The following is a 26,519-nucleotide window of genomic DNA, read 5'->3' on the forward strand; positions in this document are numbered from 1 at the left end:
TACAAACTAGTTTCTTTAACTAATTATGTAATGTATAATTCTATTTGAAAGTCATTTTTTTCTTTAATCCTTTTATTGAAGGATAGATTATACCTTGTAAAAAACACTAATTAAAATTTTCACATTTATTTAATATAAAATTTAAGCTTTAACTTTTGATACTAAAAACTAAACATCTAATTTTGTTTAACATTTATCATAATATAATTAAACAATAATTATGATTCTTTATTGAAATATTATTGATAAAACAGAAATATAATAGCTATTTTTTCAAAAAAAAGCATAATAAAAGCGGTAATTAACTATGAGAATTTATACAATTATTTTATTGTTTTTTATTCCTCTTTTGAGTTTTTCTCAAAACAAATTTACAATTAGTGGAACATTAAAAGACAAAGCTAACGGTGAAACTTTATTTGGTGCAACCGTATTTTTAAAAGGAACGAGTTTAGGAACAACAACCAACGAATACGGTTTTTATTCTCTTACCGCGCCAAGAGGAAATTACACATTAAGTGTTTCTTACATTGGTTATCAACCCATTGAAAAAGGAATAGTACTTAACAAAAACATAAAATTTAATACAGATTTAAGCGAAGACATTAATGTTTTAGATGAAGTTATTATTAGTACTGAAGAAAGTAAAAAGGTAAATCTTCGTAGCCCTCAAATGAGTACTACAAAAATTAGTTCGCAAACCATTAAACAAATTCCTGTTGTATTAGGAGAAGTTGATGTGATTAAATCTATTCAACTTTTACCTGGTGTTACTAACGCTGGTGAAGGAGCTTCTGGATTTAACGTTCGTGGTGGTGCTGAAGATCAGAATTTAATTCTATTAGACGAAGCCATTATATACAATGCCTCTCACTTATTCGGATTCTTTTCTGTTTTTAATAACGATGCTATTAAAGATGTAAAATTATATAAAGGTGGGATTCCAGCTAAATTTGGTGGCCGTGTTTCTTCGGTTTTAGATGTTCGTCAAAAAGATGGAAATAATAAAGAATTTAAACTTACAGGTGGAATCGGATTAATATCAAGTCGACTAACTGCTGAAGCTCCGTTATTTGGAGATAAAGGTTCTTTCTTAGTTGCTGGTCGAGCTTCATATGCTAATATTTTTCTTGCGTTAGCTAATAATGAGAATAGAGTTGGTTTTTATGATTTAAACTTAAAAACTAATTATCAACTTAATGATAAAAACCGTTTATTCTTCTCTGCTTATTTCGGAAACGATGATGTAAACTTTACAAATTCATTCTTTAATTCTTACGGGAATTTATCGACAAATTTAAGATGGAATCATATTTTTAACGATAAATTATTCTCTAATCTTTCAGCTATATATAGTAGATACAACTACGATTTACAACTTGAATTTGTAGGTTTAGACTGGTTGTCTAGAATTGATAATTACAACTTAAAATATGATATCGATTATTACTTAAATGATAAGTTAAAGTTTGATTTTGGTGTTAGTGGAATTTACTATAAGTTTAATCCTGGTGAAATTCGTAAGCTTACTCCTCAATCTTCTATTAATGAAGATTTCTTAGATAAGAAATTTGCAATAGAAGCTGGTATTTACGGAAGTTTAGAACACAAAATTTCTAAGAACTTAACGGCAATGTACGGATTACGTTATAGTTATTTCAATAGATTTGGAAGTCAAGTTTTAAATACTTATGCTAATGATTTACCTGTAATTTATAATCCTACCTTAGGAATATATGAACGTGCAGAACCTACTGGACAAGTTAATTATGAAGATAAAGAAAGTATTGCAAGTTTTGGTAATATTGAACCTCGTTTCGCTTTATCGTATCAATTAAATGAGAAATCATCTATTAAGACTAGTTATAACAGAATGGCTCAGTACTTACATTTAATCTCTAATACAACTTCTGCTACTCCTTTAGATATTTGGGCTCCGAGTGGGGAATTTTTAAAACCACAAATTGCAGATCAATATGCTATTGGTTATTTCAGAAACTTTAAAGACAATATGTATTCTATTGAAACCGAAACGTATTACAAAACTGTAAAAAATCGTGTAGATTATATTAATGGGGCTGAACTAATTGCTCAAAATACAATTGAAAGAGAGACCTTAAACGGTAATGCTAGGGCTTATGGACTAGAGTTTTTGTTAAGAAAAAATAAAGGAGATTTTACTGGTTGGATAGCTTATACTCTTTCTAAATCTGAACAAAGAACTTTAGGAGGTCTAGCTGGTGGTCCTGGCTTAAATAATGGTGATTGGTACAATACTCCTTTCGATAGAACACATGATTTATCGGTTACTGGAAATTACAAGTACAATAATGAATGGACTTTCAATGCAAATTTTGTTTTCCAAACTGGTCGTCCTATAACATATCCCAATGGACAATTTCAATATAATGGTTTATCAATTCCTACATATTCTACCAGAAATGCTGATCGATTACCTTCTTATAATCGCTTAGATGTTTCTGCAACGTTAAAACCAAAAAATAATAAAAATAGAAAGTGGCAATCGGAATGGGTATTTGGTATTTACAACTTGTACTCTAGAAGAAATGCAGCATCTATTAGTTTTGGTGTAAATAATCAAACTGGAGCTAATGAAGCAGAACGTACTTCAATTTTCGGAATTACACCTTCAGTAACTTATAATTTTAAATTCTAAAAACATGAAAAAATCAATTTATATCCTGTTTATAACAATCAGCACTATTTTTTCATCTTGTACTGATGTAGTTGATGTTGATGTTCCTAACGGTGGTGATCGTTTAGTCGTTGAAGCTTCTATTAATTGGGAAAAAGGAACTCTAGGAAACGAACAAACTATTAAACTAAGTACTTCTACTACATTTTTTGATAGCGCTCCTAACGTTCCTGTAACTGGTGCAACAGTAACAATTACAAAAGAAAATGATGGGGCACAATTTATTTTTACCGATCAAAATAATGGAGAATATATAACTACTAATTTTGTTCCTGAAATTGGAGCTGCTTATAATTTAAATATTGTTTACAACGGAGAAACATATACTGCTTCGGAAACATTAGTTGGTTTTACAGAAATTAATAGTGTTACTCAAGAAGATGGTTTTAATGAAGATGAGTTTAGAGTTCGTGTACTTTTTAATGATCCTTCAGAAGAAGTTAACTATTATTTAGGAGAATTTATTCAAGAAAATTTAGCTGTTCCGTCTTTAGCTGCTGTTAGAGACGAATTTTTGAATGGAAATGAAGCTTTTGTCTTACACTTTGATGAAAAAAACATACCTGGAACAGAGATAGATATTAAAGTATTTGGCATATCTGAAGATTTCTATTTTTACATTGATCAGTTAATTCAACAATCAGGAACTCAAGGTGGAGGACCATTTCAATCTACTCCTTCACAACTAAAAGGAAATTGTGTAAACGTTAATAATCCTAACGAAGAAGTTCTAGGTTATTTCCGTTTAAGTCAATTTGCAAAAACAAATTATACAATTCAATAACAAAGAAATTATAACTAGAAACTAAAATAAATCCATTGTTTAGCGATGGCTGTTTTTATAAAAAATTAAAAATCCCATATATGATGTGGGATTTTTCTATTTAAAATTTATAAACTTCTACTATTTCATTTTCTTTTGGTAAATATTCTTGATCTTCACTTAACCTTAATCTGTATTCGTTCAAAAGATTTAAATATTCATTTTTATCAAACCTCATGTTCTTTATTCCAATAAACCATTCTACGCTTTTTCCTATTTCTTCTGATTTTACAGCATCAGAATCTTCAAGACCAAATTTATTCCAATACACATATTTGTTATCAGTTTCAACTTCTACCATAATTAATGTACACCATAAATCTAAATCATCGGAACACATTAATATTGGTAATCTTGATTTTTCTCCAATTTTTGGAATTGCTCTTTCCCATACTAACTTTCTTTCATCTTCATTAGTGAGCCAATTCAGAAATGTAGGAACAATACCTTTTTTTATATCTGGACGATTTTCTAAGATAATATCTTCTAAAGATTTACCATCTATTTCTATCATATAAAAGTTTTCACCACTAAAAGTATTTACATATGTTTTAGTAGATATCTTATTAATCATTACTTCTTTTAGTTAATTATAATTTTCTATGTATTGTTGTTTAAAGCTTTTGGCTTTAAGGTTAATTAACCTTTGATATTACACTATTAGTTTACTCAAAAGATAAATTTGCAAGTAACTAATTACACACTTTATTAACATTAGTTTTATCTTATAATAGTTAACAAAAATGCAGAACTTAAAAAGTAGTTCTGCATTTCATTAATTTATATTTTTCATTTTTAATTTGTTTCTTTTGGCTTTCTAAAAATAAACCAAAGACCTATTAAAATTAAAGGGATACTAAGTACTTGCCCGGTATTAAACATTAAAATCCAATCTTCTCTTGCATCTACTTGAGGCTTCTTTAAAAATTCTATTGTAAATCGTAAAGACCACAAAGCAACCATAAAAACTCCAAATAAGTAACCTTCTTTAAGCTTTTTATCTGTTTTCCAGTATAATCTCCAAAGGATAAAGAATAAAGCTAAATAACTAAATGCTTCATACAATTGTGTAGGATGTGCTGGATATCTCTCTCCTGCTCTTTTAAAAATTACTCCAAAACTTGTTCCTGTTAATTTTCCATAAATTTCTGAATTGAAAAAATTTCCCATTCTAATGAAAAATCCAGCTAAGGCAACCATAATACCCATTCTATCTAGAATAAATAACCATGACTTGTTTAAATGCTTTTTCGCATAAAAATATAAAGCAATTGGTATTGCTACTGCTGCTCCATGACTAGCAAATCCAGAAATCCCAGTAAATTTCCATCCTTTAATTAAACCAAAAAAAGCTTCTGCTCCTTCTCTCTTTTCAAATGGTAAAATGATTTTCCAAAGATTATCTTGGTAATCTGGCCAATTGTAAAAGAAAACTTCTCCTAAACGCATACCTATTAACATAGATATGAAAGTATACATAAATAACGGATCCATTTTATCGTGAGAAATACCATCTTGAGTAAAGATCTTTTTCATTAAATGTGTTCCTAGTATAAATGCTATAACAAACATTAAGCTGTACCAACGAACACTAAAACCTCCAATGTTAAATATTTCTGGATCCCAATCCCAAGTAATTGCTAAAAAATTCATGTATTGTAAATAAGTTTAGTTTTTGTTTTTTATTTTCTTTTCTGGTACTGGATCATAACCACTTCCTCCCCATGGATGACAGCTAAAAATTCTTTTTATTCCTAACCAACCACCATAAAATAATCCGTGTTTTTTTAATGCTTCTAGTGTATAAGCTGAACATGTAGGATTATATCTACAAGTAGCGGGTGTAAAAGGTGAAATAGCCGTTTGATAGAAACGGATTAACAATACGAATGGATATATTAGTATTTTTTTCAAAAAAGTTTAGTTTACAGTAAACGTTGTTCCTTCTCTACCATCTTTTAACTGAATTCCTATCTCAGCTAATTCATCTCTAATTTTGTCTGATAAAGCCCAGTCTTTATTTTCTCTAGCTTCTTTTCTTAATTTAATTAACAACTCTACAGCTCCATCCAATTTATTTGAGCCTTGATCTTTAGCATCATTTACTAATCCTAAAATATCAAAAACAAATACATTCATCGTTTCCTTTAATACAGCTAAATCACTCTCAGTAATTGTAGCTTTATTATCTTTTATTTGATTTATAAATTTAACAGCTTCAAAAAGTGTTGCTATAGCTATAGGTGTATTAAAATCATCATTCATAGCATCATAACATTCTTGCCTCCATTTTGAAACATCAAAAGAAGAACTTCCGCTAGTTTTTAAAGTATTTAATAATGAAACTGCTTCCATTAAACGATTATAACCTTTTTCTGAAGCTAATAATCCATCATTAGAAAAATCTAATACACTTCTATAATTTGCTTGCATAATAAAAAAGCGAACAACACCTGTTCCAAATGGTTTGCTTAGCACAGTATTTTCTCCTGATAAAATTTCTCCAGGTAAAATACTATTCCCTGTTGATTTAGACATTTTTTGTCCATTAAGCAATAACATATTTGCATGCATCCAATAGTTTACAGGTTGTACTCCTGAGCAAGCATGAGATTGTGCTATTTCACATTCATGATGAGGAAACTTTAAATCCATTCCTCCACCATGAATATCAATTTGTTCTCCTAAATATTTAGAACTCATAACCGAACATTCCAAATGCCAACCTGGGAAACCTATTCCCCAAGGTGAAGGCCAACGCATAATATGAGATTCATTTGCTTTTTTCCATAAGGCAAAATCTTGAGGATTTTTTTTCTCAGATTGTCCATCTAAAGCTCTTGTATTATGAATCGCATCTTCTATATTTCTACCAGACAAAACCCCATAATTATTTCCTTCTTCATTGTATTTAACAACATCGAAATATACAGAACCATTAACTTCATAAGCTAAACCTTTTTTCATGATCTCTTTAATCATCTCTATTTGTTCAACAATATGACCTGTTGCAGTTGGCTCTATACTAGGTGGTAAAAAATTATATTTTGAAGTAATCTCATGAAAATCTACAGTATACAACTGTACAACTTCCATAGGCTCAATTTCTTCTAAACGAGCTTTTCTTGCTATTTTATCTTCTCCTTCATCTGCATCACTTTCTAAGTGACCTGCATCTGTAATATTTCTTACATAACGAACTTTATATCCTAAATGTAAAAGATACCTAAACACCATATCAAAAGACATGAATGTTCTTAAATTACCTAAATGAACATTACTATAAACAGTTGGACCACAAACATACATTCCTACTCTTCCTTCTGTTACAGGTTTAAACACTTCTTTAGACTTCGTAAGTGAATTATATATTTTAAGTTGATTTTCTTTATATAGCTCCATTAAATTACACTATTTTGAAGTGTAAATATAGGTACTTTTTATGAAGTTAAATCATAAACTTATTTAAAAACAGTTAAGCTTTATTTAGCATGGCTATTATAACGTTAGAAACATTAAATTGGTTTTTACAATGTTTAGTTTCAATCAAAGTTTTCACACAAAGTTTTCACACAAAGTTTCATTTGCAAAGTGCAACTACAATATATATCTCCTTTTCCTTCAAACATATTTATTTCATAAACCATACTCTTCTATTTCTGAGATAGTTTTAAACATTTATAAAACACTACATCCTCAATAATTAGATCAACTAATACGTTATCTTCTATTTTCTTTCATTTTTTCATCATACAATAAATTTTAATCAATTACATTAATCAAAAGGATTCAGTTAATTTTATTGGAGTACCAAAAAAACATAGTATCATTAAAGTTAATTGATCTCTTAACCACTAACTTTAATGATACTTAATAACATAAATAGCTTTAACAAACTCTTTATTTGTGATAATTAATCTTTTCCAAAGCTTAATTCTCCATACTTTACATTCATATTAAATTTTGCATTTTTTGGCGCTCTTATTATTATCAATCGTTTTACTTTCAATTTACTTCTATCCTTCAAAACCATTTGAATTTTTTGGCGCTCTTTTTTTTGTTTCTCCAATTTTTTAAGTTGTTCTATTAACTTTTTTTGTTTTGCTTTAAGTTCCTTTTCATTTAATTCTACAAGCTCTTTTATCCTCTTTTCCATTTCTTTCTGATAAGCTTTCATTTTCTTCTCTCTTTCTTTTTTACTTTCTTCTCTTTCTTTTAAAAAGATTTTTAAATCTTGTTTACCATTTATCGAACCCGACATCGTTACATTTGAATCCTCTGTCATAATGGAAATGGACTTATCTCCTATTTTCACCTTTGCATTTTCCCCTAATGCTTCTTTATTTTCTTCTTTCCAACGTTTTAAATAATTCTTATCTTTCTTATACTTTTCAAAATCAAATTCTGTATAAATTGTATAAGGCGTTAAAGGAGGTAAAGGTGGCATTGGTGGTGAAACAAAATTAGAAATCATTGGTGGTTCTGGTGGTGTTGGAGGCATTAAAAAATCTATTGAATCTAACACATCTAAACTTCCAATGGAGTAATCAGATAAATCATTAACAATAAAACTATAATCTGGGTTATCGAAATTAATTTCATTTAAATTAAAGCTTGGGTTTGTTCTAGATTTTATAGTAATCTTTTCACTATTACCATTAGCTTTAAAATCCCATTTATTATAAAAATGATCTCTCATTTCTTTGGTTACTTCTACTCCTTCTACCATCATAAAAGCTTCTACAACTACTTTATTTTTATTCCATGTTTCTACTTGAATATCTGAATGTCTTGTATTGATATCAATAACCACGTCTGATTTTGTTTTAAACTCTTTCTTAAAGTTTTTCTGCTTATTTTGACTAAACACATGAACCGTACTTAGTATTAATATTGCTATTATTATTTTATATGGTAATATTTTCATTTTTATTTTCTTTAGTTTGAAGATCATTTAATTGATCCTTCAAATGAATTAAAAGTTGTAAACGTAATTGAAGATTTGTAATTAAAGAATTAATGATTTCATTAGTTATACCCTTAGTTTTTAACTTTTGATTTAACCTTTTATAATCTGTATCTAGTTTACTAATCTTATCAAAGTACTCATCCAATAAGGCCTTATTATCTGGAGTTGCATTTAAACTAACTATTTCGTAATTTATAGCTGTTAAATAATAATTTTCAATTTTCTTCATTTCAGGAGATATTTCTCCTAAACTAACTTGTTCTATTGTATTTTCTTCTGTAACATATTTTTCTTGATTTATGTAAAATTTAACACCTATTCCCAACAATATTACAATAGAAGCAACTGCGTATAACCATTGGTAAGATTTCTTTTTTTCTGGAAATACTTCTTCTAGTTTATTTAAAAATCTTACTTCATGATTTTGAGATAACTCAATATTTTCTTCCTTTAAATCTTTTACTAAGTTTCTAATATCCTTCGGCATAATTTGCAAATTTTAAATGTTCTCTAATCAATTTTTTTCCTCTCATTAAATGCGTCCTAGAGGTTACTTCGGAAATTTCTAATATTTCAGCTATCTCTTTATGATCATAACCTTCTAATAAGTATAAGGTTAATACTAATCTATATTTATCTTTTTGCTTCTTTATGGCTTCAATTATCATTTGTGATGTTACTGAATTATCTACCTCCCAATCATTCTCATCTTCTAATTCTTTATGTAAATCAGAATTAATAGAAATCATAACTAACTTTTTCTTTTTAAGTTCATCTATACTTTGATTGATTACTATTTTTTTTAACCATGCTCCAAAGCTTACATTTCCTTTATAATTTTCTATATATTTAAATGCCTTAATAAATGCTTCTTGCATAATATCTTCTGCTAAAAATTGATCATTAACATACCTGTAAGCAATTAAAAACATTGCTTTACTATAACTATTGTAAAGTTTCAATTGTGCTTTCTTATCTTTTTTCTGACATGCACGAATTAATTTTTGATGAAATTGTTTAGTTGATTTCATTTATTGATTTCTTGTCTTAAAGACGACACATTTTTTCGTGCGTTGCATTTTGGATAATTTTTTATTTCTAAATTTACAAATAGAATGATGTACACCTTGATTTATGGCAACTGATTCAAAATCAAATTTATCGGAAAAAGATGGAGTTTCACAACCTGAAACTACAAGCAAGACTTCCGCTCAAAGAATAAAATTAAATAGAAAAAAGAAAATAAGCACGGAAGAATTTGTAGCTAAAATCCTTCAAGGTGATATTACATTTTTAAGTAGAGCTATTACTTTAATAGAAAGTACTAATAAAAGACACCAAGAAAAAGCAAATGAAATTTTAAACGCCTGCTTACCACATGCTAATAAATCAATTAGAATAGGAATCACTGGAGTTCCAGGTGTTGGAAAAAGTACATTTATTGAAAGCTTTGGAAAACATTTAACTTCTATAGGTAAAAAGGTCGCTGTTTTAGCTGTTGATCCAAGTAGTTCTATTAACAAAGGGAGTATTTTAGGTGACAAAACTAGAATGGAACAACTTGTAGTTGATAAAAATGCATTTATAAGACCCTCACCTTCTGGAACTTCACTTGGTGGAGTTGCCCAAAAAACTAGAGAAAGTATAATTTTATGTGAAGCTGCTGGTTTCGATACCATTATTATTGAAACAGTTGGTGTTGGGCAAAGCGAAACTGCTGTGCATTCTATGGTTGATTTTTTCTTATTGCTGAAATTATCTGGTGCAGGGGATGAATTACAAGGAATTAAACGCGGGATTATAGAAATGGCAGATGCTATTGTTATTAATAAAGCAGATGGCGATAATATTAAAAATGCTAAAATTGCAAAAGTTGAATTTAATAGAGCGTTACATTTATATCCTCCTAAAGATAATGGTTGGCAACCTAAAGTTTTAATAGCAAGCGCCTTAAAAAATTCTGGAATAGATACAATTTATCAGATGATACTTTCTTACATCGATTCAGCCAATAAAACTGGGTATTTTGAAAAAAGAAGAAATAAACAAAATAAACATTGGTTATTTTCTACAATAGAGCAAGAATTGAAAAAACGTTTTTATGAAAACCCTGAAGTTAATAAACAATTAACAAAAGAAATTAACCAATTAAACCTTGGTAATACTACTCCTTTTTTTAGTGCAAACAAACTATTAAAAATCACCAATAAAAGCTAAAAACCAACCACTTAACGATGTTTAACATTTTTTAACTAATATTTTTATTTATTTTGATGTAAGTTTTGAAACATTTTTAAGTCTATTTCGTTAGTAAAGTGACTTTTGGGATAAAATGGGTCATAAATGTGTGTTAATTACTTAATCCCCAACTTATGAAAAAAATAATATACTTGTTTTTCTTTATGATGACTGCTCTACTTTGGTCTCAAAAAGAAACATGTGATACAGAAGAAAAATTAGTAGAAGATTTAAACAGTATCACTAAATGTACCGTAAAACAATCTACAGACAAAAAAGATAAAAATAGTAGACAAATTAGTGTTAGAGTTTCAGCTTCAAAAAAACGTTTCTTAAAAAGAAGGAAAAAAAATGTAGCATCAGAAGCTAATCAATTAAATAGTTCTGGTATTTCTACAATTCATAATTCCTCTAATCTTAATAAATCTTTAAAAATTAAAACTAATGTAACGGCATTAAAAAATAGTTTATCAAGAGAAGAATTAAGAAAAGCTGAAAAATTTGCTACTGTAGATGTTATACCAACTTTCCCTAATTGTAAAAACGATGGAGATCGATTAGATTGTTTTAATACAGAAATGATTAAACATATTCAAGAATATTTTGTTTATCCTGATGAAGCATTACTAAACAAGCAAGAAGGAGAAGTATGGGTTCGTTTTATTATCGACAAAAATGGTAATGTTACCAACATAAAAACATTAGGACCAAAAGGAGGAAAAATTTTAAATGATGAAGCTGTACGAGTAGTTTCTAATTTACCAAAATTTATACCCGCTACTAAAAATGGCGAAAACGTTTCAGTAAAGTATGGTTTTCCTATTAACTTCTCTTTAGAAGATAATTAATAGAAAAAATATAAAATCAAAAAGTCATCAATTAAATTGATGACTTTTTGGTTTTATATAATATATATTAAAGAAATAATATTAAAAATCATTAGTGATTTCTAAACCATCATAAGCTAAAAAAACATTTTCTGGCAATCCCTTCTCTATGTCTGCATGAAAACCTAATAATTCACTAACATGACTAAAATATGCCTTTTTAGGTTTTAACTCTTCAACTAATTCTAATGCTTCATTAAGCGTTGCATGAGTTTTATGAGGATCTAAACGTAAAGCTGTTGTTATTAAAATATCTAAACCTTTTAACTTATCTTTTTCTTCTTCAGGAATCGACTTAACATCAGTTAAATAAGCTATTTTACCAAAACGATATCCTAAAATTGGTAAATCGCCATGCATTACTTTTATTGGCTTTACCTCTACTCCATAAAACTCTAAAACATCATTCTCAGAGATTATAGTTGGTTTAACCTCAGGTGCTGATGGGTATCTATTTTCTGTTGTAAAAATATACTCATAACGTCTTTTTAACGATTTTAAAACTCTACTATCGCTATAAATTGGCACAGGTCCCATTTGATAATAATAAGGTCTTATTTCGTCAAATCCAGCAATATGATCTGCATGTTCATGTGTAAAAAAAATTCCATTAATCGATTCTATATTAGCCTTAATCATTTGTTGACGAAAATCTGGTCCACAATCGATAATATAACATATCTCTTCTTTATTATATTCCCAAGTAAACACAATCGATGCCCTCAATCTTTTATCTCTCTCATCTTTAGAAAATCGCACAGGACTCTTACTAGCTATCATAGGTACACCTGTTGATGTTCCTGTTCCTAAAAATGTTACTTTTAATTGTTTTTTATTATTCATTGATTCCACAAAAATAAGATAAAAATTGACTGATACTTTCTATTTTCAGTACATTTGTCCACGTAAACAAAAACGACTAAAATGGCTATTATCTTAAAAGGGGATCAAAAAATAAGTAGTGTCCCAACATCTAAAATGAAAGCGCTTAGAATTAACTTAAATGCTAATATCTATGGAACATTCGCTGAAATAGGTGCTGGGCAAGAAACTGCTAGAAACTTTTTTAGAGCTGGTGGTGCTTCAGGAACAATCGCAAAAGCAATGAGTGCCTATGATAAAGATTTCTCTGATGCAATTTATGGAATTGAAGATGATAGACGTTATGTAACTGAATCTCGTTTAAAAAAGATGCTTAAGCATGAAATTAATTTAATTGAAGACCGTTTAGATCGTAAAAAACATCCTGAAAAATTATTCTTTAGTTACGCTAATACAGTAACAACTATTGATTTCGCAAAAAAATTTAAAGGTCATGGTTGGATAGGTATTCGTTTTCAATTAGATCCCTTGGAAGATTATAATGAAATCGTTTTACATTTACGATTTAAAGAAACAGAAGCAAGATTACAACAAGAAACTCTTGGTACTTTAGGTGTTAATTTAATTTATGGAGCTTTCTATTTAAATGATAATCCAAAAGAACTTTTAAAATCTTTTTACGATAATATAGACAAAGACAAGTTAGAAATAGATATGATTAACTTTTCTGGCCCTCGCTTTATGTATGTTGACAATCGTTTAATGAGTTTACAATTGGTTAAAAACGGAATGACCAATGCGGTTATGTTTGGGCCAGATGGTAATAATTTATTACCCGCTCAGGTTTTATACAAAAAGAATATTCTTGCTCTACGTGGTAGTTTTAGACCAGTTACAAGTGTAAATATGGACATGTATGAAAAGTCTAAAAAGCAATTCTTAAATGAAAAGAAAGTAAACCCTGAAAAAACTCAAATTATTTTCGAAATTACACTAAGTAACTTAAGAGCTGAAGGAGAAATCAATGAGAGAGACTTTTTAGATAGAGCAGAATTATTATGTTCTTTAGGTCAAAACGTAATGATTACAAATTACCAAGAATACTATAGATTAGTCGAATATTTCAGTGAATTTACTAAAGAAAGAATGGCATTAGCTATGGGAGTAAATAACCTTATTCAAATCTTTGATGAAAAATATTACCGAGAAGTTAGTGGTGGTATTTTAGAAGCTTTTGGTAAATTGTTTTATCGAGATCTTAAGATTTATATGTATCCATATAAAGACAATGAAACTGGTAAATATGTAAATTCAGAAAACCTTAAGGTTCACCCAAGAATTAAAGAATTATACAAATTCTTCAAAATAAATGGTAGATTAATTGATATTGAAGATTTTAATCCTGAAATACTTTCTATTTTCTCTAGAGAAGTTTTAAAAATGATCCAAGAAGGTCAAGATGGATGGCAAGAAATGTTACCTACTGGAATCGCTGAAATGATCGAAGAAAAACGCTTGTTTGGATATTCTAGAAGAAAATAATCTTTTTTTTTATTAAACCTTTTACTAATTTTAAAGTCATAGTGAAAAACCAATTCATTTGACTGACGAAATTACATTAGTATCTCAATTACAAAATGCAGCTACAAAAGAGGCTGCTTTTCGTAATTTAATATCGCTATATAAAGAACGTTTGTATTGGCATATTCGAAAAATTGTAATATCTCACAACGATACAGATGATGTTTTACAAAATACTTTTATTAAAATTTTTAAAAGTATTGATAATTTTAAAGGTGAAAGTAAATTATATTCATGGATGTATCGGATAGCAACGAATGAATCTATCACTTTTATAAACAAGAGAGCTAAAGAAAATAATTTAGACATCTCTGATTACAAACAACAAATTGTTTCTAATCTTAAAAGTGATGATTGGTTTTCTGGTGATGAAATACAAATCATTTTACAAAAAGCTATAGCCACACTTCCTCAAAAACAACAATTGGTTTTTAATATGAAGTATTTTAATGATTTAAAATATCAAGAAATATCTGAGGTTTTAGATACTTCTGTAGGAGCTTTAAAAGCTTCTTATTTTCACGCAGTTAAAAAGATTGAAGAATTTATTAAAAACTATAATTAAACCTTTTTCAAATTCTAAAGTCTAACAAATAGAAATGAACGAGAACAAACAACATAAAAAAGATTTTTTAAACCAACAGATTGGTAAGAACACTGGATTTGAAATTCCAGACAATTACTTTAACGATTTGGAAAATGATCTTATGAGTAAATTAATTACAAAAAATTTACCAGAAAAGTGTGGTTTTGAAGCTCCTGAGTATTATTTTGATAATTTAGAGGATACAGTTTTAAATAAGATTAATGCACAAAAATCAAAAGTTATTTCTTTTAGAAAAAGGTTAATAAAGTTTTCTTCTTTTGCGGCAGCAGCTTCTGTTATCTTATTTATCACGTTTCAATTTATAAATATCTTACCCCCTGAGCAAACTAATATTACCATAGATGAGTGGTTTGACAATAGTGATATTACTACTGATGAACTTGCTTTACTATTTGAGGATCAAGATTTTTCTGAAAATGATTTATCTTACGCCACCGAAAACAATAATATAGAAGACTATTTAGACAATATTGATAATTCGTCTTTATTAGATGAAATACAATAAATGAAATTTTAGAAAATGAAAAAAATAATACTTTTTATAATATTAATTTTTATCTCATTCGCAACTTTTGCTCAAAAACCAGATAAAGCAAGGATTCTAAAAGCAAAAAAAATTGCTTTTATAACAGAAAACTTAGATCTTTCTGAGAAAGAAGCAGAAAAATTTTGGCCTTTGTATAATAAATACACTAAAGCTAAACATAAGTTGTATAAACAAGAAAAGGAAGAAATCAAAAACAAAATAAAATCCGCTGGTGGTTTAAATAATATCAGTGAAGAACAAGCTCGACGATACTTAAAATTATTTCATAAAATTAAAGCTTCACACGAAGAAATTAAAGCTTCATTTCATAAAGATCTCTTAGTTTTTTTGTCTGCAAAAAAAGTTCTTCAATTAGAAATTTTAGAGCATCGATTTAATAAAACAATGATTAAACGTTTTAAAGAAAGAAGAGGAAGGAATAGACGAATAGATAATTAAAATAAAAAATGTATATAAATAAAAAAGAAGCTATTTTATAGCTTCTTTTTTATTTATTATCTATTACTCCCATACAAACATAAAGTTCAGGTTTATTCGCAGTATACTCTTTTACCCAAATAACTAACTCATTTATTTCATAAGGTAATAATCTTTTCATTGCTTTTTCTAATTCTTTACAAAATAGTTCTGTATTAAAACTCACTTTCTGTAATACCACTTTGGTATATTCGAACATTGCTCTTGGCATAAGTTAAGGGAATTTGAATTATTACATTTTAAATATACAAAAAAAACAAAAGCTACTTGTTAAAATACTATCAAAAAAAACTCTATTTCTTAAAGAAATAGAGTTTTTTTGTTTGAAATTTATTTTTTTATAATGCATTTACTTTATCGACTAAAGTTCTTGCTTGTTGTTCTAGTTCAGAACTAATGCTTTTAAAATGAGATTTTCTATTTTCTACATCTTTAGCATTCACCTTGTCTAATAATCCATCAAAAGCAGCAATAGCCTCATCAATTATTCCTTGTGATTTAGCAGTGTCAGCTCCAGGATTTTCTAACTCCCACAAATAACATTCTTCAATAATATCTCCTAGAGTATAATTGATATCTTTCTTTAAATTTTTAACGCTTGCCATAATTAAAATTTTTGACAAAATTAGTCGATTTTATCCAAACCTTTCTGAAAATTTTCAAAAAACTTACCAACATGATACCCATCTACCAAAGCATGATTTACATTAACTGCTACTGGCATTAACCATTTCTTGTTTTCTTTAAAAATTTTACCAAATGACAATTGAGGAACACTATCATTTTTATTTCCAGAAACAGGTTCTTTATGACTAGTAAAACTAAACCATGGTAAAGCAGAACAATGAAAACAACCTAAAGAATATTTTAAAGGAAATAGATCTACAGAGTTTAAAATACGTTCTTTTTCTTTCAAGAAGTTATTATGGAAAATTTCATAATTATTATCAAATTCAATAAATGAAAAACCAAAGGTTTTATCTTCTCTTAAAATTGTTGCTGAAGCATCTAACTTCTCATAAATCGTAATTTTGTTTTCTTCAATTCTATATTTAAAATTTTCCACAGAATTTAGTGCTTTAGTGCACTCGTGTAAATATGTAGTAAAAAAAGATTTTTGTTTTATTTTGCAAATACTATGAACATTAGTTACATCAATATTTACTACAGTTGCAAAAGTAGGATCGTTTAATGATCTAAAATGTTCATATATTTCTTTTCTATTCCATTTTTCAATATCTAAATATGACTTCATTACAATAATTTGATAACTTCTTTAATTTTAGACAATGTTTTGTACTCTGTTATTGATTTTTGTTCTTTAGAAACTGTTTCATGTGCCCAAGTTGTATGGAAAGGAATATGAATAGCCGAGGCTCCTATTTCTATAAGTGGTAATACATCTGATTTTAAAGAATTCCCTATCATTAACAAGTTAGAAGGGTTTATGTCTAAACGTCGTAACATTTTTTTATAATCAACAGGCTTTTTTTCACTCATTACTTCAACATGATGAAAATATTCAGAAATTCCAGATTTTTCTAGTTTACGTTGTTGATCTAACAAATCACCTTTAGTTGCTACAATTAATTTATATTTTCCTTGTAATTGCTGTAAAACCTCTTCTACTCCATCTAATAATTCTATTGGTTTTTCTAACATTTCTTTACCAATATTAAGGATTCTATCTAAAGTTTTTTGAGGTATTTGGTAGTTAGATAATTCTAAAGCACTTTCTATCATAGAAAGTGTAAATCCTTTCACACCATATCCATATAATTCTAAATTATCAATTTCCTTTTTAAATAACTCTTGATGAATTTTATTTTCAGTCTCATAATCATTTAAAAGCTCAGCAAATTCATCTTCTGCATCTCTAAAATATGTCTCATTTACCCACAACGTATCATCCGCATCAAATGCTATCACTTTTACATCTTTATACATATTAAAATAATTTTTTTGCTTTTTCTAAATCCTCAGGAGTATCTATACCAATGGATTCTACTGAAGTTTCAATCATTTTTATTTTTTTACCAACTTCTAAATAACGTATAGCCTCAATTTTTTCTGCTGCTTCTAAAGGAGTCATTGGTGTATTATAAAAATCCATTAATGCATTTTTTCTAAATGCATAAACACCTTTATGCTTGAAATAATTCACTTTTAAAGTTTGATCTCTATGATAAGGAATTACAGATCTTGAAAAATAAATTGCAAAATTATTCTGATCGGTAATTACTTTTACATTATTTGGGTTTTCTATATCCTCAAGAGTATTCATTTTCACTTTTAAAGAAGCTAAATCAATCGTCTTATTAACATCGTCTTTAAATACTTCAATTAATTTTCTTAGTGAAACTTCGTCTATAAAAGGTTCATCTCCTTGTACATTAATCACAATATCTACATCTAAATCTTCAACAGCTTCTGCAATTCTATCAGAACCACAATCATGTTCTTTTTTACTCATAATTACCTTTCCATCTGCAGCCTTAATTACATCATAAATAACATCTGAATCAGTTACAACATATACATCATCGAATAATTTCGTGTGCAATGCACTTTCATAAGTTCGTAAAATAACAGGCTTACCTGCTAAGTCTTTCATCAGTTTTCCAGGAAATCGACTTGCATTAAATCGAGCAGGAATCATTGCGATAATTTTCATAAAAAATGGTCATTATAATAGGTCAAAGATACATATTTACATATTCTGAAAATAGCACTTTAAAAATGTTAAAAAACCAAAACTTTAACATTTATAATACGGAGTCGGTTTTGCTACTGATAGTAATCTGACTATGTTTGAGTAAATTCTTTTGTAAGTTAATTTGGTTTGTTTGTTTAAAAAGCTCAAAACTTAGATTTTGGGCTTTTTATTTTATATACACCTCTAAAAGCTCAGATTTTTCGACTGATTTAAGACTAAACTCTTTAAATTTTGCAGGAACTAATAATGTTTCTCCAGCTATTAAAACTTCTTCTTGATCTTCATACTTGAAACTTACCTTACCAGATATACATATGTAAATCACAAAACTATCTTTATCTTGATGATTTATTGATTGCTCTCCTTCAATCGGCAAAACACTAGTTGTAAAGTAAGGACAGGAAACGATTTCTGAAGAAGCATTAAGTTCCTCTTTATAAGAAGTTTTATAATCAGGAATAGCTTTAAAATCAATAGCATCTAAAGCTAATTCTGTATGTAATTCTCTGTAATTCCCTTCTGAATCTTGGCGATCCCAATCATAAATACGATAAGTAATATCTGAAGTTTGTTGAATTTCTGCTAATAATACTCCGGCTCCGATAGCGTGAATTCTACCTGTAGGAATAAAATAAACATCTCCTTTTTTAACCTCATCAACATTTAAGATATCTAGAAGTGATTTGTCATCTAAATGTTTTAAATACTCTTCTTTATTACTGTCTTTTTGAAACCCTACAATTAAGTTTGCTTTTTCATCAGCTTGCATTACATACCACATTTCCGTCTTACCAAATGAATTGTGGCGCTCTTTTGCTAATTTATCATTAGGATGTAATTGAATACTTAACGGAGTTTTAGCATCTATAAACTTTATTAATAAAGGAAATTTTTCTCCAAATTGCTTAAAAACCTTATCTCCAACTAAATCACCTTGATAAGTTTTTATCAATTTTTTTAAATCTGTACCTTTTAAATTTCCATTTGCTACAACAGAAGTATCTCCTTTTACATCTGAAATCTCCCAACTTTCACCTAAACTTTCAGATTCAGATTCTTTGTTTAAATATTTACCTAGTTTGTTTCCACCCCATATCTTTTCCTTTAATATTGGAGTGAATTTAAAAAATTGATTAAGCATTTTAGTATTTTATTATTTCCCTGAATATGTTACAAAATTCCTTGGAGTTTCATAGAGAGTAATTTCCATATCTAAATCTTCAGAAATATGAGAGCGTAATTTATTATAAATAACCACCGAAATATTTTCTGCAGTTGGATTCAAATCTTTAAATTCTTCTACCTCAACATTAAGATTCTTATGATCGAATGCCTCCTCTACTTCTGATTTTATAATATTTTTTAATTTTCCTAAATCGTAAACATAACCAGTCTCTTCATTTATTTCACCTGTTAAAGAAACAATAAGTTCATAATTATGCCCATGAAAGTTAACATTGCTACATTTATTAAAAATCTCAAAATTCTTTTCATCTGACCAATCCTTTCTATACAATCTATGAGCAGCATTAAAATGTGCTTTTCTATGAACAGTAACTCTAGGCATTTTTATTACTATTAAAATTAGCTATTTTATCGTATGATTTTTCAAATATAATTTTAAACCAAGCAGTATATTCATTTGGATTTTTCTCTATATCTGATTTTACATCATCTAATAGCATCCATTTATAACTTTCTACTTCTTCAGGATTAATTTCTGGCTCACCATTATAATATCCAATCATTACATGATCTAATTCATGTTCTGTAAGACCATTATCAAAAGGGGCTTTATAAATGAAAGAAAACACCTCTTCTAGCTCACACGAAAACCCCATTTCTTCTTGTAAACGTCTTTTACCAGCTTCAATATTTTGTTCACCTTGTCTTTGGTGTGAGCAACAAGTGTTCGTCCACAACAAAGGAGAATGATATTTATCTTTAGCTCTTTGCTGAAGCATTAATTCATTTTTATTATTAAATATAAATACTGAAAAAGCCCTGTGAAGTAATGCTTTTTCATGAGCTTCCATTTTAGGCATTAATCCAACTTCATTGTCTTGCTCATCAACTAAAATTACGTTTTCTATCATACAATACAAATGTAATAAATTATATCTCCTACAAAAAGTATTGATATAAATCATTCTTATGTAAACATCAACTATATTTACACTTTCATTAAAATAAAAATCATGATTTTTTTAAGGTTTTTTATCTTATTCTTTATCTGCTTTTCCATGTGTAATTGTACACAAACTAAAAAAGAAACAATACAACCAAAAGCTGAGCCTATCATTGTAAAAAGAGAAGATAAAAAAAAGAAACCAGTAAATAAAAAGGAAATAGAACCTAGTTGGGATACTTTAACTAAAAAAAATGCTCAAGAGTTTTTTAAGAAATACGGAGAACTGAATAAAGAGACAAAAGTTATTATAAAAACTAGCTTTGGAAATATTAAATTGAAATTATATAATGACACCCCGATACATAGAGCAAATTTTATCTTTTTAACTAAAATTAAATATTTTAATACTGCTTATTTTTATCGAGTTACAAAAGACTTTGTAGTACAAGGTGGTGATTCAGATTTACAATCGACTGCTAGATTTAGAAAAAAATATCAACATTATCGATTAAAACCAGAGATCAGAAAAAGAAGAAGACATCGCTATGGTTCGCTGGCTGCAGCAAAAGATGCAGAAAATAATCCTAAAAAATTATCAAGTCCATTTAACTTTTATATTGTACAAAGTAAAGCTGGAGCAAAACACCTAGATGGTAATCATACTGTATTTGGCGAAGTGATTTCTGGGTTCTCTACTATTGAAAAAATCGCACAGGTTAGAGTTGGTAGCGACGATTGGCCACTCGTAGATATTCCAATGACTGTTGAAATTATTAAGTAATTAAATAGTATTTTTTCAATTAAAATTCTAATTGTTAATCCTCTTTTAAAAAACTAACTTTGCCACTTCAATTTTTGCAGATGAGTTTTTTAGAAGAAATACAAAAAAGAAGAACATTCGGAATTATATCTCACCCAGATGCGGGTAAAACAACATTAACAGAAAAACTATTACTTTTTGGTGGAGCCATTCAAGAGGCAGGAGCGGTAAAAAGTAATAAAATTAAAAAAGGGGCTACTTCCGATTTCATGGAAATAGAACGTCAGCGTGGTATTTCTGTTGCAACCTCTGTTCTTGCTTTCAATTATAAAGAAAAGAAAATTAATATTCTTGATACTCCTGGTCACAAGGATTTTGCTGAAGATACATTTAGAACGTTAACTGCTGTTGATAGTGTAATTGTTGTTATTGATGTAGCAAAAGGTGTCGAGGAACAAACTGAAAAACTAGTTCAAGTTTGTAGGATGCGTAATATTCCAATGATTGTTTTTATCAATAAGTTAGATCGTGAAGGTAAAGATGCATTTGATCTTTTAGACGAAGTTGAACAAAAATTAGGACTAAAAGTTACACCTTTAAGTTTCCCTATCGGAATGGGATACGATTTTAAAGGAATATATAACATCTGGGAAAAGAAAATTAATATTTTCTCTGGTGATAATAAACAAACTATTTCTGAAGGTGTTGAGTTTGACGATGTAAATAATCCTGAGTTGGACGAACTTGTTGGAGAAGCTGCTGCTGAAACACTTCGCGAAGAATTAGAATTGGTTTACGAAGTATACCCCGACTTTGATAAACAAGCTTATGATAACGGACAACTACAACCTGTATTCTTTGGTTCTGCTTTAAATAATTTTGGAGTTAAAGAACTATTAGATTGTTTTATTGAAATTGCTCCAAATCCTCAACCTAAAATGTCGGACACTCGTTTAGTCGATTCTAAAGAAAATAAATTAACAGGATTTGTTTTCAAAATTCACGCGAATATGGACCCTAAACACAGAGACCGTTTGGCTTTCGTTAAAATCGTTTCAGGAACATTCAAAAGAAATACTCCATATTTACACGTTCGTAATAATAAAAAGGTAAAGTTTTCTAGTCCGAATGCTTTCTTTGCTGAAAAGAAAGAAATTGTTGAAGAATCTTTTGCTGGTGATATTGTTGGACTTCACGATACTGGTAACTTTAAAATTGGGGATACATTAACTGAAGGAGAAAAATTAAACTTCAAAGGAATCCCAAGTTTCTCTCCAGAACATTTCCGTTATGTAAACAATGCAGATCCATTAAAAGCGAAACAATTATATAAAGGTTTAGACCAATTAATGGATGAAGGAGTTGCCCAGTTATTTACTTTAGATATGAACGGACGAAAAATTATTGGTACTGTTGGTGCACTTCAGTATGAAGTAATTCAATATCGTTTAGAACATGAATACAATGCTAAATGTACTTACGAAAATATTGCTGTACACAAGGCTTGTTGGGTAGAACCAGAAGATGAAAAGAACGAAGAATTCAAAGAATTCAAACGTGTAAAGCAACGTTATTTAGCTAAAGACAAACAAGGACAATTAGTTTTCTTAGCAGATTCTCCATTTACTATTCAAATGACTCAAAGTAAATTTCCAACAGTGAAATTACATTTTACAAGTGAATTCAATTAATTTTTTGATTTATGAAAAAAACGATTCAGTTCATTTTTCTTCTTTTTGTTACCACAACTGTATGTAGTCAAAAAGATATTTCTGAATTAAAAGGAAAAGAATTAAACAACAGAGTTCGTTTAAATTTTATTCCAGTTTCAATGCCAGACAATCCTAGATTTACAGAATCTAAAATGGGGTTGGTCGGACTACATTATCAAATACCTTTTAACGACTGGTTATACGGTGGAGTTGGTTTTCATTTTGCTGTAACTGGAGATCAAGGTGGATTATTCACTTTAGGTGCAGAACTAGGTATCAATAAAAAAATAATTGACAATCTTTATTTTGATGCTAACTTCCACTTCGGTGGCGGTGGTGGTTATAGAGTTTTAGTAAATGATGGAGCATTTATCAATCCGAATATTGGTTTACAATACAAAAAGAAAAACTATGGTTTTGGAGTACAATTCAGTCATTTAAATTTTTATACAGGAAGTATAAAAGATAACTCTGTTTCTTTCTTTGTTGAAATTCCAAGTATTTTCAGATATACAGATTATGAAAATGCAAATCAACAATTTACTAATACTTTAGGAAATGATTCTTATTGGAAAAGACCTGTTGTTAAAAATACACAGCAAGTTCGTTTCGATTTCTTTTTCCCTTTCGGAGCATCTAAAAAAGATAATGGAAATCCTTTAGATAATACCTTATATGTATTAGGTTTCGAATATCAGAAGTATATTAACAATAACACATTTTTATTCGCGCATACCGATGCTATATATAAAGGATTAAGAGCTGGTTTTATGGATTTATTTGTTGGTGCTGGTTATCATCCGTATCAATCAAAGTATATCAATGTTTTTGGAAAACTAGCTGTTGGTGCAGCTGGAGGAAGAATTGCTCCTGAAGGCGGACTAACTGTTTATCCTTCTGCTGGGTTAGATTTAAAAATTTCAGATAATCTAGCATTAAGCGGACATGGTGGATATTACAAAGCTTTAGATGGTAATTTTGAAGCCTACACTTTAGGTTTCGGATTAAAATATATGAACTTAAGTAGCGGAACTGAAACTTCAGAAAGCACAACAAATACAAACTTTAAAACTCAAGGAATTTCAGCATCTATACAAAATCAAACGTATTTTAAAGTCCAAAAAACAGATGATCCTAATAATGTATTAGTAACCGATTTGCAATTATTGGCTTTAAACTTTACTTACGATATCTTTAATAATGTATACTTAATTGGTGAAGCTGGTTTTGCTTACGGAGGAAGATCTGGTGGTTATGCACATGGATTAGCTGGTTTTGGTGTAAAAACAAATACATTTTTAAATCATAAAGTAAATGCTTTTGTAAATTTAGTTGGAGGTGCTGCAGGTGGTGCCGGTGTAGATACTGATGAAGGAATTGTAGTAAGACCAACTGTAGGATTCAATTATTTCGCAACTAACAATATAGCTTTACATGTTTCTGGTGGAAAATTATATTCGCCTTTCGGAAATGTAAATTCAAACAACTTTAATATAGGTATAAGTTATAACTTTGCCTCACTTAAAAATAACACTGACAAATAATAATTTATAATGAATAACGGAATATACGCAAAGTTCACTACTCCAAAAGGAGACATTTTAGTGAATTTAGAATACGAAAAAACTCCTGGAACAGTTGGTAACTTTGTTGCTTTAGCTGAAGGAAATTTAGAAAATGCAGCTCGTCCTCAAGGTGAGCCTTATTATAATGGATTAAAGTTTCATAGAGTTATTGCTGACTTTATGATTCAAGGTGGTTGTCCACAAGGAACAGGTACTGGAAATCCAGGTTATAAATTTGACGATGAAATTCACCCAGAATTAAAGCACGATGCTCCTGGAAAACTTTCTATGGCAAATGCAGGACCAGGAACTAACGGCTCTCAATTCTTTATTACTCATGTTGCTACACCATGGTTAGACGGAAAGCATACTGTTTTTGGTAGTGTAATTGAAGGACAAAATGTTGTTGATGCTGTTGAGCAAGGTGACGATATGAATGTTGAAATTTTAAGAGTTGGTGAAACTGCTGAAGCTTGGAATGCAGTTGAAGCTTTCAGATCTTTTGAAGGAGAACGTGAAAAAAGAGAAGCAGCTGAAAAAGCAAAGCAAAAAGAACTTTTAGATCAAGTTGCTGCTGGTTATGATGAAACTCCAAGCGGATTACGTTATAAAATCATTCAAAAAGGTGAAGGAAAAAAAGCAACTAAAGGAGCAATGGTTTCTGTACACTATAAAGGACAATTATTAGACGGAACTGTTTTTGATTCTTCATACAAGCGTAAACAACCAATTGATTTTGCTATTGGAGTTGGTCAAGTAATTCCTGGATGGGATGAAGGAATCCAATTATTACAAGTTGGAGATAAAGCACGCTTAGTTATTCCTTCAAACTTAGCTTATGGATCAAGTGGAGCTGGTGGTGTAATTCCTCCTGATGCTACTTTAATTTTCGATGTGGAATTAATGAATGTAAAATAAAACTGTTAATAAACAGTAAACCAATCAAATAAAAAGCTAATTTATTAACAAATGTTAATGAATTAGCTTTTTTAATTATTTAATTTTGAATTAATTAGAGATTTACTGATACAGATATTAACTGATTGTAAATTTATTATAAAAAAAATAATAATTAATAACTATCTTTTTTATCTGATTTAACTTTTCTATAAAAGATACTTAACATAATAAAATAACTTAAAACCGAACTTTGTAAATGATGATATAGTAAATTTAACAATAAAATTCCCCTCAAAAGCATGAAACATACTTTCCCCCCAGTCCTTGTAGTGATTTTTATATTATTTTCAATCTCTTTAAAATCTCAATCAAAAAATACTTGTGATACCCCAAATGAATCCCTTATTAATGATCTTAATAGTATATCAAAATGCACTATTAAAAAAGAATCAGACAATAAAAGAAAAGTCACTTTAAATATTTCCTCTAATAAAACAAGAAAAAGAGTAATTAGAAAAAGAGACAAGGTAAATTCATTAGGAAATGCAACCAATAAACTAAAAAAAGAAATTAACAACCATAATAAAATTGAAGTCCGTAACAAACTTATAACCAAAAAAGTAGTTACACAAGAAATTTTATTTTCTATAGTTGACGAAGTTCCATTATTTCCAAAATGTAGTAATATTGATAATAAAAGTGATTGTTTTAACGAACAATTCTCAAAACATTTCGCAAAATATTTCGATCCAGAAAGAGCTTCAGATGAAGGAATTAACGGACGTGTATTTTTACAATTTACTATTGATATAAAAGGAAATGTAAACAATCTTCTTATTAAATCTAAAAAAAACAATAAACAACTTGAATTAGAAATTGAAAGAGTGGTAAGTAAATTACCAAAGTTTTCTCCAGGAAAACACAATGGTTTACCTGTTAATGTTAAGTATAGTTTACCCATAAATTTCAGTAATTAAAATAGACATTAAAATTCTTGGCATATTTTTTGGGATAGAATATTTGCGTAGCTAATTTATGTATAGCGTTAATTTGCAACAGATTAAAAAA

The 26,519-nt window shown here is 28.8% G+C and carries 29 protein-coding genes; 13 read left to right on the forward strand and 16 right to left on the reverse strand.

What is annotated here, in order from left to right; all coding sequences use genetic code 11:
- Nucleotides 1-307: 307 nt before the first annotated feature.
- Complete coding sequence (locus AC2TEO_RS04250; protein WP_442266915.1) at nucleotides 308-2,677, forward strand: TonB-dependent receptor; 2,370 nt, start codon at nucleotides 308-310, stop codon at nucleotides 2,675-2,677.
- 4 nt (nucleotides 2,678-2,681) lie between these two features.
- Nucleotides 2,682-3,500 carry a DUF4249 domain-containing protein gene (locus tag AC2TEO_RS04255; RefSeq protein WP_442266916.1) on the forward strand — a complete coding sequence of 273 codons (819 nt, stop codon included), beginning with the start codon at nucleotides 2,682-2,684 and terminating at the stop codon, nucleotides 3,498-3,500.
- Between the two features lie 100 nt (nucleotides 3,501-3,600).
- Here the strand turns inward: AC2TEO_RS04255 and AC2TEO_RS04260 are convergent, their stop codons facing one another.
- From AC2TEO_RS04260 to AC2TEO_RS04290, 7 genes are all read right to left on the reverse strand, one after another.
- Nucleotides 3,601-4,113 (reverse strand): hypothetical protein, encoded by a 513-nt coding sequence (locus AC2TEO_RS04260; protein WP_442266917.1) that lies wholly within the window; start codon nucleotides 4,111-4,113, stop codon nucleotides 3,601-3,603.
- Between the two features lie 221 nt (nucleotides 4,114-4,334).
- Entirely contained in the window at nucleotides 4,335-5,192 is an 858-nt protein-coding gene (lgt, locus tag AC2TEO_RS04265) for a prolipoprotein diacylglyceryl transferase (RefSeq protein WP_299680312.1), read from the reverse strand.
- Nucleotides 5,193-5,207: 15 nt separating this feature from the next.
- A complete protein-coding gene (yidD, locus tag AC2TEO_RS04270) occupies nucleotides 5,208-5,453 on the reverse strand; it encodes a membrane protein insertion efficiency factor YidD (RefSeq protein ID WP_442266918.1) in 246 nt (81 codons plus the stop codon).
- Between the two features lie 6 nt (nucleotides 5,454-5,459).
- The gene (cysS, locus tag AC2TEO_RS04275) at nucleotides 5,460-6,941 is read right to left on the reverse strand and encodes a cysteine--tRNA ligase (RefSeq protein ID WP_442266919.1); all 1,482 of its coding nucleotides are present in this window, start codon (nucleotides 6,939-6,941) and stop codon (nucleotides 5,460-5,462) included.
- 511 nt (nucleotides 6,942-7,452) lie between these two features.
- Nucleotides 7,453-8,466 carry a hypothetical protein gene (locus tag AC2TEO_RS04280; RefSeq protein ID WP_442266920.1) on the reverse strand — a complete coding sequence of 338 codons (1,014 nt, stop codon included), beginning with the start codon at nucleotides 8,464-8,466 and terminating at the stop codon, nucleotides 7,453-7,455.
- Nucleotides 8,447-8,995, reverse strand: coding sequence for a hypothetical protein (locus tag AC2TEO_RS04285; protein ID WP_442266921.1), 549 nt, complete (start codon nucleotides 8,993-8,995; stop codon nucleotides 8,447-8,449). Before AC2TEO_RS04285 ends, AC2TEO_RS04280 begins: the two co-directional genes overlap by 20 nt.
- On the reverse strand, nucleotides 8,979-9,539 hold the full coding sequence (locus AC2TEO_RS04290; RefSeq protein WP_442266922.1) for an RNA polymerase sigma factor: 561 nt from the start codon (nucleotides 9,537-9,539) through the stop codon (nucleotides 8,979-8,981). The genes AC2TEO_RS04285 and AC2TEO_RS04290 overlap by 17 nt, the downstream gene beginning before the upstream one ends.
- A 103-nt stretch (nucleotides 9,540-9,642) precedes the next feature.
- Between AC2TEO_RS04290 and meaB the strand changes: the two genes are divergently transcribed.
- Nucleotides 9,643-10,725, forward strand: coding sequence for a methylmalonyl Co-A mutase-associated GTPase MeaB (gene meaB / locus AC2TEO_RS04295; RefSeq protein WP_442266923.1), 1,083 nt, complete (start codon nucleotides 9,643-9,645; stop codon nucleotides 10,723-10,725).
- 155 nt (nucleotides 10,726-10,880) lie between these two features.
- A complete protein-coding gene (locus AC2TEO_RS04300; RefSeq protein ID WP_442266924.1) occupies nucleotides 10,881-11,594 on the forward strand; it encodes an energy transducer TonB in 714 nt (237 codons plus the stop codon).
- An 81-nt stretch (nucleotides 11,595-11,675) separates the two neighbouring features.
- Here AC2TEO_RS04300 and AC2TEO_RS04305 read toward each other — a convergent pair whose 3' ends face one another.
- A complete protein-coding gene (locus tag AC2TEO_RS04305) occupies nucleotides 11,676-12,476 on the reverse strand; it encodes an MBL fold metallo-hydrolase (protein WP_442266925.1) in 801 nt (266 codons plus the stop codon).
- Between the two features lie 81 nt (nucleotides 12,477-12,557).
- Here AC2TEO_RS04305 and AC2TEO_RS04310 point away from each other — a divergent pair, with 81 nt between their 5' ends.
- The 4 genes from AC2TEO_RS04310 to AC2TEO_RS04325 are packed head-to-tail and all read left to right on the forward strand — an operon-like array spanning nucleotide 12,558 to nucleotide 15,628.
- On the forward strand, nucleotides 12,558-13,997 hold the full coding sequence (locus AC2TEO_RS04310; protein WP_442266926.1) for a TonB-dependent receptor: 1,440 nt from the start codon (nucleotides 12,558-12,560) through the stop codon (nucleotides 13,995-13,997).
- Between the two features lie 58 nt (nucleotides 13,998-14,055).
- Nucleotides 14,056-14,601, forward strand: coding sequence for an RNA polymerase sigma factor (locus AC2TEO_RS04315; protein ID WP_442266927.1), 546 nt, complete (start codon nucleotides 14,056-14,058; stop codon nucleotides 14,599-14,601).
- Nucleotides 14,602-14,635: 34 nt separating this feature from the next.
- Nucleotides 14,636-15,148, forward strand: coding sequence for a hypothetical protein (locus tag AC2TEO_RS04320; RefSeq protein ID WP_442266928.1), 513 nt, complete (start codon nucleotides 14,636-14,638; stop codon nucleotides 15,146-15,148).
- A 15-nt stretch (nucleotides 15,149-15,163) separates the two neighbouring features.
- Nucleotides 15,164-15,628: a hypothetical protein gene (locus tag AC2TEO_RS04325; RefSeq protein WP_442266929.1), complete on the forward strand. Its 465-nt coding sequence runs from the start codon at nucleotides 15,164-15,166 to the stop codon at nucleotides 15,626-15,628.
- Nucleotides 15,629-15,677: 49 nt separating this feature from the next.
- On the opposite strand, the gene AC2TEO_RS04330 is transcribed toward AC2TEO_RS04325, so the two are convergent.
- The 8 genes from AC2TEO_RS04330 to idi form a co-directional block, all read right to left on the reverse strand.
- Entirely contained in the window at nucleotides 15,678-15,878 is a 201-nt protein-coding gene (locus AC2TEO_RS04330; RefSeq protein WP_442266930.1) for a hypothetical protein, read from the reverse strand.
- A 127-nt stretch (nucleotides 15,879-16,005) separates the two neighbouring features.
- Nucleotides 16,006-16,272 (reverse strand): hypothetical protein, encoded by a 267-nt coding sequence (locus AC2TEO_RS04335; protein WP_442266931.1) that lies wholly within the window; start codon nucleotides 16,270-16,272, stop codon nucleotides 16,006-16,008.
- Nucleotides 16,273-16,292: 20 nt separating this feature from the next.
- On the reverse strand, nucleotides 16,293-16,922 hold the full coding sequence (locus tag AC2TEO_RS04340) for a CatA-like O-acetyltransferase (protein WP_442266932.1): 630 nt from the start codon (nucleotides 16,920-16,922) through the stop codon (nucleotides 16,293-16,295).
- On the reverse strand, nucleotides 16,922-17,614 hold the full coding sequence (locus tag AC2TEO_RS04345) for an HAD family hydrolase (RefSeq protein WP_442266933.1): 693 nt from the start codon (nucleotides 17,612-17,614) through the stop codon (nucleotides 16,922-16,924). The genes AC2TEO_RS04340 and AC2TEO_RS04345 overlap by 1 nt, the downstream gene beginning before the upstream one ends.
- Before the next feature lies 1 nt (nucleotide 17,615).
- Nucleotides 17,616-18,341, reverse strand: coding sequence for a 3-deoxy-manno-octulosonate cytidylyltransferase (gene kdsB, locus AC2TEO_RS04350; protein WP_442266934.1), 726 nt, complete (start codon nucleotides 18,339-18,341; stop codon nucleotides 17,616-17,618).
- 208 nt (nucleotides 18,342-18,549) lie between these two features.
- The gene (locus AC2TEO_RS04355) at nucleotides 18,550-19,524 is read right to left on the reverse strand and encodes a type I phosphomannose isomerase catalytic subunit (RefSeq protein ID WP_442266935.1); all 975 of its coding nucleotides are present in this window, start codon (nucleotides 19,522-19,524) and stop codon (nucleotides 18,550-18,552) included.
- A gap of 12 nt (nucleotides 19,525-19,536) precedes the next feature.
- Nucleotides 19,537-19,950: a 6-pyruvoyl trahydropterin synthase family protein gene (locus tag AC2TEO_RS04360; RefSeq protein WP_442266936.1), complete on the reverse strand. Its 414-nt coding sequence runs from the start codon at nucleotides 19,948-19,950 to the stop codon at nucleotides 19,537-19,539.
- Complete coding sequence (gene idi / locus AC2TEO_RS04365; RefSeq protein WP_442266937.1) at nucleotides 19,943-20,479, reverse strand: isopentenyl-diphosphate Delta-isomerase; 537 nt, start codon at nucleotides 20,477-20,479, stop codon at nucleotides 19,943-19,945. The genes AC2TEO_RS04360 and idi overlap by 8 nt, the downstream gene beginning before the upstream one ends.
- A 147-nt stretch (nucleotides 20,480-20,626) precedes the next feature.
- On the opposite strand from idi, the gene AC2TEO_RS04370 reads away from it, so the two are divergent.
- The 5 genes from AC2TEO_RS04370 to AC2TEO_RS04390 all read left to right on the forward strand — a co-directional run bounded on the left by AC2TEO_RS04370 (nucleotide 20,627) and on the right by AC2TEO_RS04390 (nucleotide 26,428).
- Nucleotides 20,627-21,295 carry a peptidylprolyl isomerase gene (locus tag AC2TEO_RS04370; RefSeq protein ID WP_442266938.1) on the forward strand — a complete coding sequence of 223 codons (669 nt, stop codon included), beginning with the start codon at nucleotides 20,627-20,629 and terminating at the stop codon, nucleotides 21,293-21,295.
- Nucleotides 21,296-21,375: 80 nt separating this feature from the next.
- Nucleotides 21,376-22,965 carry a peptide chain release factor 3 gene (locus AC2TEO_RS04375; RefSeq protein ID WP_442266939.1) on the forward strand — a complete coding sequence of 530 codons (1,590 nt, stop codon included), beginning with the start codon at nucleotides 21,376-21,378 and terminating at the stop codon, nucleotides 22,963-22,965.
- An 11-nt stretch (nucleotides 22,966-22,976) separates the two neighbouring features.
- The gene (locus tag AC2TEO_RS04380) at nucleotides 22,977-24,530 is read left to right on the forward strand and encodes a hypothetical protein (protein ID WP_442266940.1); all 1,554 of its coding nucleotides are present in this window, start codon (nucleotides 22,977-22,979) and stop codon (nucleotides 24,528-24,530) included.
- A gap of 9 nt (nucleotides 24,531-24,539) precedes the next feature.
- Entirely contained in the window at nucleotides 24,540-25,469 is a 930-nt protein-coding gene (locus tag AC2TEO_RS04385) for a peptidylprolyl isomerase (RefSeq protein ID WP_442266941.1), read from the forward strand.
- Between the two features lie 281 nt (nucleotides 25,470-25,750).
- Nucleotides 25,751-26,428 carry an energy transducer TonB gene (locus tag AC2TEO_RS04390; RefSeq protein WP_442266942.1) on the forward strand — a complete coding sequence of 226 codons (678 nt, stop codon included), beginning with the start codon at nucleotides 25,751-25,753 and terminating at the stop codon, nucleotides 26,426-26,428.
- Nucleotides 26,429-26,519 lie beyond the last annotated feature (91 nt).

It is taken from the genome of Tenacibaculum aquaeponti, assembly GCF_057221555.1.